The 12,555-nt window shown below is 52.6% G+C and carries 7 protein-coding genes; 3 read left to right on the top strand and 4 right to left on the bottom strand.

The window, feature by feature from the left end; all coding sequences use genetic code 11:
• Positions 1–415: 415 nt before the first annotated feature.
• Both KUV22_RS00395 and KUV22_RS00390 read right to left on the bottom strand, forming a co-directional pair.
• The gene (locus KUV22_RS00395; RefSeq protein ID WP_315857481.1) at positions 416–1,855 is read right to left on the bottom strand and encodes an MDR family MFS transporter; all 1,440 of its coding nucleotides are present in this window, start codon (positions 1,853–1,855) and stop codon (positions 416–418) included.
• A gap of 15 nt (positions 1,856–1,870) precedes the next feature.
• Entirely contained in the window at positions 1,871–2,110 is a 240-nt protein-coding gene (locus tag KUV22_RS00390) for a hypothetical protein (protein ID WP_222227692.1), read from the bottom strand.
• A 293-nt stretch (positions 2,111–2,403) separates the two neighbouring features.
• Between KUV22_RS00390 and KUV22_RS00385 the strand changes: the two genes are divergently transcribed.
• Positions 2,404–3,966 carry a carboxylesterase/lipase family protein gene (locus tag KUV22_RS00385; RefSeq protein WP_222227691.1) on the top strand — a complete coding sequence of 521 codons (1,563 nt, stop codon included), beginning with the start codon at positions 2,404–2,406 and terminating at the stop codon, positions 3,964–3,966.
• Between the two features lie 105 nt (positions 3,967–4,071).
• A complete protein-coding gene (locus KUV22_RS00380; protein ID WP_222227690.1) occupies positions 4,072–4,668 on the top strand; it encodes a histidine phosphatase family protein in 597 nt (198 codons plus the stop codon).
• Positions 4,669–4,697: 29 nt separating this feature from the next.
• On the opposite strand, the gene pepN is transcribed toward KUV22_RS00380, so the two are convergent.
• Positions 4,698–7,337 (bottom strand): aminopeptidase N, encoded by a 2,640-nt coding sequence (pepN, locus tag KUV22_RS00375; protein ID WP_222227689.1) that lies wholly within the window; start codon positions 7,335–7,337, stop codon positions 4,698–4,700.
• A gap of 73 nt (positions 7,338–7,410) precedes the next feature.
• Entirely contained in the window at positions 7,411–8,985 is a 1,575-nt protein-coding gene (ggt, locus tag KUV22_RS00370; RefSeq protein ID WP_261319044.1) for a gamma-glutamyltransferase, read from the bottom strand.
• A 281-nt stretch (positions 8,986–9,266) separates the two neighbouring features.
• Between ggt and KUV22_RS17440 the strand changes: the two genes are divergently transcribed.
• Positions 9,267–12,473, top strand: coding sequence for an intermembrane phospholipid transport protein YdbH family protein (locus KUV22_RS17440; protein WP_222227688.1), 3,207 nt, complete (start codon positions 9,267–9,269; stop codon positions 12,471–12,473).
• The last annotated feature ends 82 nt before the right edge of the window (positions 12,474–12,555 follow it).

Raw genomic sequence — 12,555 nt, 5'->3', positions numbered from 1 at the left:
TGGCCCTATCTGGCGATAGAAAAATCCAGTGTTATCGACCACCTTAGGGGTAACACCACCCAGCGATAGGTCAATTTTTAACCACCCCATTAATTGGTATGGATGAGATATTCGTCAAATTCAAGTTCGCGACCGTTCGCTGAAGAGAATCCATAGCTGGCCAGCGATTTTTTCGGCGAATCGATTTGGATGATTCTGCTTCCGCAAACTTGAAGCAGTTCACATTTTAGCCGGAACAAAGTAGTCGTACCGTAAACACGAACGTCAGTAAAAGGTGCAGCGTGTCAACAGCGACAGATTGGCGCAGTATCGCTCAGGGCGCGCCACGCGCCTGGCCGGGAGCAGCACAAAAAAAGCGGCTCCCTTTTACAGAAGCCGCTTCAAGTTTTCCCATCGCCACACCTTATTTATAAGGCTATGCAGGATTCGGATCTGGATTGCCATTGTCACTGGCGCCACCATCCCCCACTGCCATCTGATTGACTGACGTCGCAGATGTCGAGGCTTTGCCCGTCACATCATTTGAATCAAGACTGTGTTTCGGCCACACAGGTTGCCGCATAAGCTCGCCTGCATGCCAATACATCCACATGACGAGCAAACAGAGCGCAAACGTCACCCAATAAAGCACTGGCCCACCGAAAAATTGAATCACCAAACCGCCGACTAGCGGCGCACTGGACCAACCAAAGGCGTACAGACTCGTTGCACCAAAGTAGCTCCCGCGCATATTTGCAGGTGCCATTCGGTCTACTTGAACACTCATATTTGGGAATAGAATCGCTTCTGCAACGCTGATCAAAAATATCGCGCCCAGCCATCCGGAAAACCAGTGGATCGGATTCAAGGCAAACCATACCTGCCCTACGGCCAACAACATCATCCCGATAAAAATACGCTGATTTACATTCACCTCTCGCATAAGGCGCAGAAGGGGGAACTGCAAACAAACGATGGTCGACGCGTTGATCAGGATCATGCTCGAAATCAACGTAACAACTTTTGGCGCGTCATTTACGGTCAAGTACTGAATCAAGCTCGAATCCATATGCGCATAAACAAAGAGTGCTATGACATTCGCCAGAATGGTGATCAAAAACATTTGATCTTGTGCGAGAACTCGCAGCGTATCCGAAAATTTTCCGCTCGAAGTTTTCCCTGGACTGGACGGCTTGTCAGAACCATATATGCGAAAGGCCACAACAAACGCGACAAACAGGCTCAGGTAACTGAACGCGGTGATACCAAACGTCGTCTGCTGCCCGCTTAACCCAATCCATACGCCAATGATCGGACCCAATGCACTGCCAACGTTAATGAGGAAATAGCGGAACTGCATTGCCAATTCACGCGCTTTCGTATCTGAAATCAAATCCCCAAACATCGCCATCGCCGGCGGTTCCCAAACGGATCGCCCAATTGCACTCAGGGTAATTGCGACGGCAAACGCCATCACGCTATCCGCCAAGGCAAGGTATACAAACGCGATGACGTTGATAGAGGTGCCGCTGAGAAGCAGAAGCTTTCGGCCGAAGCGATCAGACAATGCCCCGGTATAAAAACCCAATATTGCCGCGCACATCGCTGAAACGCTGAGCAAAGCGCCGATTTCCCCCGGGCTTAGCGCAAACTGTTGATGCAACATGACTGCGAGAAACGGCCACACCATAAAGTAGGTACCGCGACCGAAGAAACTCCCCACGAGTACGATCCATATCAAAGGCGGTAAGCCATAGAGCGATTGCCACCACTGCCTGTCCATGCCGATTTCTCCCAAATTGACGGCAAAAAAAAACCCGGAGGCCAAGGCCTTCCGGGTTTTTCCGTGGAGGGCCTTGAAAGAACCCTCCAGCACAATTTGATATTACTGTCAGGTTAACAAATTACGTACCTTGCGGCCGCCATGCGCTTTACACACCTTGATGGTCCAGGTACGGACAATCAGGGAGGACGCGCCATAGACGGACTTCGCACATAGCACACCAGAAATCGCCATAAACGCCGGCCATGCGCAAACAAGACGCGCTAGAACAGCAGACACGGCAAAGCCCGCGAAAAGCTCGCGATTTCGCCAGCACATCATGCTGCTTGCGTTCATATTGATCGGCATAGAGAAAACTCTGGTGAGAACTGAATTCATAAACTTGATACGAGTGTAGATTCTGATTCACAGATATCTAGACAGTAAGCGCTCAATCATATCCGAATACGATCTGGTTGCAACCGTCTTCGTCAGATTTCTCTTGGCAACAGTTTGGTCACACTCCCCCAATATATGACAGCTTCTATACTTACCCCTGCTTTTCAGCTGCGCCCCAATTCCTTTTGCCAAAGATTGCCTGTCTGGGCGCATAAATTCGCTGTATTCATTCAACGTAACTCTTTGCTCGGGACATAGCGGCAATGGTCAATTTCGGAAAATCCTCTCTACTAGTCGATGCACCCTGCGGAGCCATACAGGGAAAATATGATCAGCTCCAACAGGTAAAGCAGTTCCAGGGAATCCCCTATGCCAAACCGCCAGTAGGAGAACTACGCTGGCAGCCTCCACAAGCATTAGACCCATGGAGCCACCTCAGAGAAGCCACCCGCTACGGCATGCCCGCACCACAGAATCCATCTGAGCTCTTTCAAATTCGTGGGCCGGATGGAGAAGAACCAACAAATGAGGATTGCCTTTACCTCAATATCTACGCACCGGCAAAACCACGCCATGACAAATTGCCCGTTATGGTATGGATCCACGGAGGGTCGTTTTATCTCGGTTCAAGCTGCCAGACTCTATACGACGGCAAATACCTCGCCTCGAGCGGTCGCGCCATCGTCGTCACGTTAAATTACCGCTTGGGAGCTCTCGGTTTCTTGCGGCTATGTGATCTGAGCGATATACCGGCTACCGGTAATGAAGGATTAATGGATCAGCTTGCGGCACTGGAGTGGGTGAACAGAAACATTGCCGCATTTGGAGGCGACCCGGAAAACGTCACTCTGTTTGGTGAGTCCGCAGGCGCAATGAGTATTTCTTCGTTGTTCTCTGCATGCCCGCAAGGGGATAAGCCGCTTTGCGGTAGGCTGTTCCATAAAGCCATCGTACAAAGTGGCAATCCCGGCGTCTTCCACCAAACAGACAACGCAAATAGTCTGGCGGAACTGTATTTAGACACCCTCGCAGCAGGCGTGGGAAAGACCAACCTGAGCGACCTATCTACAGAGAAGCTTCTGCAGGCTCAGGCCTCACTGATTAGTAGTCAGGCAATGCATGCCCGGTGGGGCCACCTGCCATTCAAGCCAGTGCAAGACGGCGAGTTTCTGTTGCACTCACCCGCCGATGCGCTACAAAGCCCCGCTGCAGCCGGCATACCCATGATGGTGGGAAGCAATAGCGATGAGTGGAATTTGTTTAGTGCTGCGCGTCCTGAAACGTACACGCTGGATGACCAGCAAATTCGCGATCACTTGCAGCAACAAATTCCAGACCCAATGATTTCCAAGCTTCTGGAATATTACCGCGTCCGCGCAGAAGCACTGCATGACGATCCCTGGCCCCTGTGGAGCCGGGCCTGGAACCTAATACTAACGGATATGGTATTTACCGTGCCCGGGTTGCGACTACTCAACGCCCATCAGGGGAAACGTTTTCACTATCACTTTACCCAACCCCTCAGCGCGCAACCGCTGCTAGGCGCCTGCCATGCGGCCGAGCTCGGGTATGTATTTGGCACACATGGCGCTGGTGATCTCGCGCACTTTTATGGGGGGGAAACCGAACCACACCGCCTCAGTGAGTCAATGCGAAATGCCTGGCTGAACTTTGCCGAGTCGGGGAATCCGGGTGACGATTGGCCCGCATTCGATCAGGGCCACACCCAGCAGTTTGGCGAACACAGCAAGCGCGATCTTGATTCGGCCGCGTTACAAGCTCTCTGGCAAGGGATGGATGACCAGCAATTAAGGGGATTCCTGTGAGCGCTGAGCGCCATTCGCGATAGAGGCCCGATGTGCGGCAGAACTGCGAGCAGAATAAAATACAGGTAGAATTTACTCACAGAGCGCAGACTGGAGTAGCCGAATTTGCACGAAATTGTCCTGATCCGACACGGCGAAGCAGCCAAGTCACCCACCGATGATGACCCCGGGTTAACTGGCCTTGGGCACCAACAAGCGGAACAGCTCGCGGGGCATCTGAATGTTCTGTACCCGGGAGGGCAAGGGGTAAGACTAATGAGCAGCCCCAAATCGCGTGCACGTCAGACCGCAGAGCCCATAGCTAGCCTCTGGCAAAAGCCCCTTGAGCAGCTCAATGATGTGATAGAAATTCCATCACCCGAGGGGGTTTCCCTTGCGCAACGCGGCGACTGGATTCAGGCGTTTCTTAATTCCAACTGGAACGATTTGACGGTTGCACAACATGCGTGGCGCAATGGGATCATTCGCGCGCTCAAGTCCATCGAATCTCGTCCGACTCAGACTTCCGGACCAGTAGAGACGACGCTCGTGTTCTGCCATTTTATGGTGATCAATGCCGTAATCGCCGAGATTCGGCAGGACGCTCGGATCGCCCAGTTCCGCCCCGATTACACCTCACAAACTCGCCTGTCACTGGACAATGACGTACTCACCATCGTGGAGTTAGGCCTAGAACGACACGCGCCCCACCGAATTCAGTAAGGGCGCAAGCCGGTTTCTTGTTGCTGAGATTAGTTTTCCAGCCCCTTACTGACTACCTCATAGAGGTCTCTCGAAAGCTCACCACTGTCAAACACCCTCTGCAATGCGGATCGAATCTGCTCCGCCTCCAGTGAACGGTACTTTCGCCAGCGGGTGAGTGGTGTGACAATCCGTGCGGCAATTTGTGGATTTAACTTATCCAGCGCAATCACCTGTTCCGCTAAAAACGCATAGCCCGTTCCGTCCTCTTGATGGAACTGAGTAAAGTTACGCATGGCAAAACCTCCGACTACCGCGCGTACTTTATTCGGATTGGTAAACTCGAACGCAGGGTGAGACATCAACCCGCGCACCCGGCTCAGAGTTCCATAATTCGCGCTGCCCGCCTGCAGGCCAAACCAGGTTTCCACTACCTGCGTATCTTGCTGCCACTGCTGATAGAACGATTCAAGATACTCTTCAGCCTGTTCCGCGGGGCCAAATTCAATGAGCGCTGCAAGCGCGGCGGCAACATCCGTCATGTTTCCCCCCCGCATAAACTGGCTTTCAGCCAACGCTAATGCATCTGCATTCCCGGTGGCGCAAAGGTACGTCAGACACGTATTCTTGAGGCTGCGCTCGGCAATATCCGCCGCAACTGGCTGATAAGGCTTGCGTTGATCCAGTGACTGATAGCGTTTAAGGAACTGTGATTCCAGAGTTTTAGCGATTGAGTCACGTACGAATGCGCGGGCGGCGATAATTCCCTGAGCATCGATGACCTCACCGTGTTCAGCCAGCTCTTGCGGGCTCGGCAGCGTCAGCATCTTCGCAACCAGCGCCGGGTCCAACTGGGTATTCTCTAAAACAGCAGATAGGCCTTGCAACAAGGCCTCCGGCACCTGCATATCATCACCAGCACGATATGCGCGCTGTAATTGTTCGAGCGCCTCAAACGCAAGCCGTTGGCTCGCATCCCAGCGATTAAAGGAATCCGTATCGTGCTGCATCAAGAATAGAAGCTGGTCACTTGTGTAGCGGTAACGCAGCTTTACCGGCGCAGAGAATCCGCGCAGTAAAGATGGCAGCGGCCGCTCCGGAATCTCTGCGAAGGTAAATGTCTGCGTCGCTTCCGTCAGATGTAATACCCGCTCGATGTTTGCCTCTTGATCCAGCGAAAGCTCCGCGCCATCCGCACCCAACAGGCTTACCGCTACCGGCATATGTAAGGGCTGTTTGTCTGTTTGTCCCGGCGTATCCGGAGTGTGCTGGCGAATGGTTAAGTGGTATTCCTGCGCTTCCGCGTCGTACTTGTCCTCAACATCCAGCACCGGCGTACCGCCCTGACTGTACCAACGACGGAACTGGGTCAGGTCGGCACCATTGGCGTCTTCCATCGCCGCGACAAAATCTTCACAGGTAACCGCGCAGCCGTCGTGCCGTTCAAAGTAGAGGTCACTGCCGCGACGGAATGCTTCGGCACCCAGGAGGCGGTGGATCATACGCACAACCTCCGCACCCTTTTCGTACACGGTCAGGGTATAGAAGTTGGAGATTTCCATGTAGGAATCCGGACGTACCGGGTGTGACATCGGACCTGCATCTTCGGCAAATTGTGCCGTACGCAGCAATGTGACATCTTCAATCCGCTTCACCCCGCGGGAGTTCATATCTGCGGAAAACTCCGCATCGCGAAATACGGTAAAGCCCTCTTTCAGACTGAGCTGGAACCAGTCGCGACACGTTACTCGGTTGCCGGACCAGTTGTGAAAGTATTCGTGGGCAACGATTGCCTCGATACGCTGGAACGCCGCATCGGTCGCGGTTTCCGGGCTCGCGAGAACGCACGCGGAATTGAAGATGTTCAATCCCTTGTTTTCCATCGCGCCCATGTTGAAATGGTCTACCGCGACAATCATAAAGATATCCAGGTCATACTCGCGACCGTAGACTTCTTCATCCCACTTCATGGACTTCTTCAGAGACTCCATGGCGTGCGCGGTCTTGCCAATATTCTTTGGCTCGGTGAACAGCTGCAAAGTCACTTTGCGGCCACTGCTGGTCGTAAAGTGATCTTCCACAAACTGCAGATCACCAGCGACCAGGGCAAATAGATAGGAAGGTTTGGCGAACGGGTCTTCCCAGGTTACGCGCAGGCGCCCATCTTCGGTCGTGCCGCTGTCAATCTTGTTTCCGTTAGATAGAAGAACCGGGTAAGTGGCCGGTGCCACGATCGTGGTGGTAAACACACTCATAACATCCGGACGATCCGGATAAAATGTGATCTTGCGAAACCCTTCCGCCTCACACTGAGTGCAGTACATACCATTAGAGAGGTATAAGCCCTCCAGCGACGTATTGCTTTCCGGTGCGATACGGGTCTGCACTTCCAATACAAACGATTCTTTGTCCACAGTCAGCAACAGCCCATCCGCTTGCTCGCTGTAGCGCTGGGCCGGCAGCAGCTCGCCATCTACCACAACGGAAAGAAGCTCGAGATCCACCCCGTCGAGCCATAACGGTGGGAGCTCTCCGCTCGCATCGGCTGCCGGATTACGGCGAACCTGCAACCGCGATTTCACCAGTGTGGCTTGCGGATCGAGATCGAACGTCAGATCGGTTCGGTCAATCAAATAGTCTGGGACCTGATAGTCTTTCAGAAAAATAGTTTGTGGCTGTGTGTCTTGCATTCTAAACAGTCTCTGGTAAATCTCGTGGTCAGGCGATTAACCCGCCTCCACATGGCAATCAATAAACTTGTGATTAGTAACCGGCCGCCTGGCCATCTTTTCGGCTTTCAGAAGCACCGTGGTAGACGCCGTTTTCTGTTCTCTGGATTGCCTGATAGCCGCCATAGGGGCCGCTTTCAAAGCGGATTTGATGCCCCATCTGGACAAGTTTGCGCCGGGTTTCCATTGGAAAGCCGTCTTCCAGGCTCAGATAGCCACCATCTTCCATTAGTTCATCGGTGGGCTGACTCGAACCACTGTGCAAAATTCGAGGGGCATCGCCGGCCTCCTGCACATTCATACCGAAATCCAGCATATTGATGACGATCTGCGCATGCATCTGGGGCTGGGTGGCACCGCCCATAACGCCAAAGCTCAACCAGGGTTTGCCACCCTTCGTCACAAACGCAGGGATAATGGTATGAAATGGACGCTTGCCCGGCTCATACTGGTTGAAATGCCCTTCCTGCAAACTGAACATTTCCCCGCGGTCCTGCAAGATAAAGCCCAGGTCGCCGGGGGTCATACCAGACCCCATACCCCGATAATTACTCTGGATCAGAGACACCATATTGCCGTCTTTGTCCGCAGTAGTGAGGTAAATAGTATCGCCGTGGCGCAGTGCAACGGTTCCTGCTTCGTAGCGCTTTGCCGCTTTATTGGAGTCAATCAAGGCACGACGTTTGTCTGCGTAGGATTTGGAGATCAGCTCCTGCACCGGCAGCTGGTTGAAATCCGGGTCGGCGTAGTATTTGGCGCGATCTTCGAACGCGAGCTTTTTCGCCTCGGCAAAAAGATGAATGTACTCGGGGCTAGTACGCCCAAGCTTTTTCAGGTCGTAGCCTTCCAAAATATTGAGAATTTGCAGTGCTGCGATACCCTGGCCGTTTGGCGGCAACTCCCACACATCGTAGCCACGGTAGTTGGTAGAAACTGGCTCCACCCAATCGGAAGTGTGGCCGGCCAGGTCCTCGTATGACAGGAAACCACCATTGGCTTTCATATAGCGGCCGATCTCGCGCGCGATATCGCCTTTGTAAAAGGCATCGCGACCACCATCGGCAATTTTCTGCAGGGTATTGCCAAGGCGCGGATTCCGAAACAGGTCGCCTTCCTGCGGAGCCTTGCCGCCAGGCATGTAAGTCTCCCGGAACCCTGGGAACTTCTCCAACTTGGGCACCGATCGATTCCAGTAGTAAGCCACCAGCTGCGTAACCGGAAACCCTTCATTTGCATATCGAATGGTTGGCGCCAGCAGCTCCTGCATGGGCAACTTGCCAAATTTTTCATGCAGCTCGAACCAACCATCTACCGCACCGGGTACCGAAACGGGCAAAGGACCATGGGATGGTATTTTTTCCAGATTATTATCGGAAAAATAATTAAATGGCAGAGATTTTGGCGACCGGCCACTGGCATTTAGCCCGTGCAGCTTCTTATCTTTGGCGCTCCAGACAATTGCGAACAAATCCCCGCCAATACCGTTGCCTGTTGGCTCCATTAGCCCCTGAGCGGCATTGGCAGCAATTGCTGCGTCCACGGCACTGCCACCCTTTTTCAGAATATCCAGCGCCACTTGCGTCGCTAAGGGGTGGCTGGTTGCGGCCATGCCCTGTGTTGCCAAGACTGGTGAGCGACTTGCGAACCCTTCTCCGTTAACACGGTCATAGGCTGTAACACTGGCGGAAAACAATAAGGTGCTTAGAAATGCACCAGCTGTCGCGGTTGCCGCCCGCACTATGCGCGATGTTTTCGGCACTTGGGCGCCATCGCACATGCGACGCTTGAGGAAAAATGTCATCTGGAATTTCACAATAACTGCCCTTCTCGTTATTCTCAGAACAAGTCTCTCTGTAATAGCCATACCGGTCAACTGAGGTATTCGCGCGCGTGACATCCCGCCTCTCCCAACGCAACGCGAAGGTACTGGTACGCTATTTTGTCGTTTTTGCCCTGGCGATTCTTGTTACCGGAGTTGTTACTGGGGTAACCACATGGGTCACTCGACATATCTGGCTACCCTGGTTAATAAATCAGCAACTCGATAACGCACGCGTAACCTCGATTGAGCGGCTTGAGGTATCCCGGGACGATGGCGACTGGCGTGCGAATATCCAGCAATTAGTCATAGAAACGGAACAAGATCAGCAAATTCTCCTGGCCAACCTCCAGATACAACCGCTCAACGATCTGATCCTCCACGTTTTCACTGCCAACCGTGAGGCTGCTCCCAAAGCGGAGGTATCCATCGATCAGGTGACTATCGAGAAGATCGGAGACCTCACCGCGCGACCGGCGCCCGGCTCTGCAGGACAGGACCGCGAATCGAAGGCCACGACTACCCGGCAATCCGATTCCGATCGTTCCCAATCCACAGAAGTCGACCAGGACGAAGACACCGCGCGCGAAACTCTAACAATCAGCGACCTGCTGCAACAGCTACAAGCGCTACCTATACGGAGTGTCGAAATTCGTACAATTCAGGTCCCCGAGCATTTACCCGGATACTCTACTGCACAATTTTCTCGCAACAGCCAGGGCTCAATTACGGGGAATATACGCAACTCACACTGCGATGGATGCCTGCTGTCAGTGGATATACAACCGATTAGCGACCGCCCAAAATTTCAGTTTGAACTCACTCATGAAAGAGATGTAGTTGCGAGTGTTTCAGGCCACCTACAAAAACTCCCCGACAGCGCTCCTGCAGCCTGGGATCTTTCTAGCAACACCCAGCTCGCCGCAGAGCGGTTATCCACACTAACCGCAAATATCAGACAACAGCTGCCCTCTTCGTCCACAGAGAGCTGGCACAGCGGGCTGGCCCTGCTCGCGCAAAGCCGAGGGTCAGCCTCGATTAACCTACGTGGACAGATTAAAGATAAGATCCAGGGACTGCACGGTATCAGCGATCTTCACAGCGAGATCCAAGTTGAAAATCTGACTGTGCCGCTCCCCAAAAAACTCATGGGTATCCCAGTACTCATCACCACAAATACCAGATCACCGATTTCCGTCGAACTCGATAGCCTGCAGCCGCTTTCGGCACAAAAGATCAGTGGTGAGCTCTCAATACAGGTTCAAGGCCCGCAAGCAGATAAAGAGGCATCCCTACTCAATGCCAAACTCCGCCTTACGGAGTCCGAGGAAGGCTTACCCCTAGTTGCGATCGATACAGATCTTGAGCTGGCGAATTGGCAAGAAGTACTTGAGTACCCGACCATTAAAAAACATTTGGCGGGATATGAGGTGAAGCGGCTAGCAGGCACGCACGCCGTGTCCACATCATTTACGCTCCCCAAGCTGAATATCGAACTTCTTGGCGAACAGCAACATATCAGCGATTTGTCAGTAGAATGGAAATTTCCTGACAAAAGCGAATTGCTGTTGAAACAACCGGAAACCAAAATACCGGCGGCATTGCAGGATTGGCGCACGACTAAAATCACTCTTCCCGGTGATCAAGCAGTGTCCTTCAGCGCAAAAAAAATCCCAGGCCCAGTGCAGGTAAGTACGCCCAAATTTATGGTAACGATGGAGGCCCCTGAGCAGTCTCAAGGCCGTTCCAACCCCAAAATCGAAAGTAAACTACTGGAAGTCAAGTGCGCGGATATTTTGTCCAAAGCCTGTACATTTCAACTGGACGCCAACGCCTCAAATCTCAGTCTTGTTGAGGAAAATACTCTCATAGAAAACCTTACTCTACAGACTGAAATAGCAATGTCTGCAATTGCGGATACTGCATCGACTGTTGTCGATCTCCGCGACCTGAATATGGCGGTAGATAAAAGTACATCAGGCGAAATAAGTGCTGATAACTCCGAGCTATTTTCCTCTGCGGCACATTGCGAAATTGACGCGAAAAAAATGCATTGTGAGTCACCACAAATTGCTGTCAGCTTCGCACCTATGGCACTTGCAGGACATAGCCTTGAGGGAATCGTGTTTCTCGAGGATTTCAACCTTACGACATTAGAAGCCCAAACTTCGGTAACCGCAGGACAGAACAGCGCGATCACTTCCGGATTCTCTAATTATCGTGCAGATCAACTGACCATCAAAACCGTAAATGCATTGACGATTCAATTGGCATCCCATGGGAAATTTGAATTCAATGACAAACAGTTAACCGGGACCAGTACCGTCACCAGTGGCCCTCTGCAATTTAACAGCAGCTGGCAACACAATCGCAAAAAGCAAGAAGGGATACTGGAACTTGTACTCCCTCCCACCGAATTCAGCCGCAGTAACTCACTGGCAATGGGTGTAGATGGACTGCCTGCCAACCTGGTAGGAGGAAAACTCGAGGGCACTGCAAAACTCCATTGGCCAGATAGCCAACAGGATACAGCCCAGGCCTCTTTATCGGATGCCGTTGTTCAATACAACAACAGCTATGCGGTAGGGATAGATTCCACAATATCCCTTGAGCGAGAGGGTGACTCATGGGCGACAACCGGCCCAGCTCGAGTTTCGGCCGATACGGTTGATGCGGGCGTCGCCCTTAACAATCTGCATTTCGACCTGACAATCAGCGCATCTGGCGATCTTGTACTGAAGGATTTTTCGTCTGAACTGCTCGAGGGAGCCCTGACTTCAGACATGGTTAAATGGAACTTTGGCGGAGAAAAGCGACAGTCCACCTTCCAGTTCACCGGTATTTCTCTGCGCGCACTGACGACAGAACTGGAGTCCACCAACTTTTCCGCAAGTGGGCTACTGGATGCAACCATACCGATTACCACAGATGCCCAAGGCGTTACGGTCGAAGACGGAAGCTTACAATCCCGGCCACCGGGTGGACGTATGCGCTACTACGGCGCATTCTCCCCGCAAATGCTATCCAGCAACCCACAACTGAAACTGGTGGCTGGAGCGCTGGAGGATTACACCTACCGGGACATTCATGGCACTATTCAGTATCCATTGAGTGGTGATTTGCAGCTCAACTTGAAGCTGACAGGGAACAGCCAGGCGATAGACGCGAAGCGCGATCTCATTATTAATCTGAACCTGGAAAACAATGTCCCCAGTATGCTTCGCTCACTGCAAGCTAGCCGTGATTTAACCGATGTGTTGGAGCAACAAGCGCAGTAAGTAAGCCTAATCGAACAGATCCCGGTCAGTCCCCATATTGGGCGCCAAATCCCCACCGGGTTCCGTGTGTTCAGGAACGGTT

The sequence above is a fragment of the Microbulbifer agarilyticus genome (assembly GCF_019800665.1).
Lineage (GTDB): Bacteria > Pseudomonadota > Gammaproteobacteria > Pseudomonadales > Cellvibrionaceae > Microbulbifer > Microbulbifer agarilyticus_C.
This window is presented reverse-complemented; position numbering and strand designations above follow the sequence as displayed.

Coding starts and splice junctions, on each gene's coding strand:
- KUV22_RS00390 (WP_222227692.1), bottom strand. CDS start 2,110: ATGCCGATCAATATGAACGCAAGCAGCATGATGTGCTGGCGAAATCGC.
- KUV22_RS00385 (WP_222227691.1), top strand. CDS start 2,404: ATGGTCAATTTCGGAAAATCCTCTCTACTAGTCGATGCACCCTGCGGA.
- pepN (WP_222227689.1), bottom strand. CDS start 7,337: ATGCAAGACACACAGCCACAAACTATTTTTCTGAAAGACTATCAGGTC.
- ggt (WP_261319044.1), bottom strand. CDS start 8,985: ATGGCCGCAACCAGCCACCCCTTAGCGACGCAAGTGGCGCTGGATATT.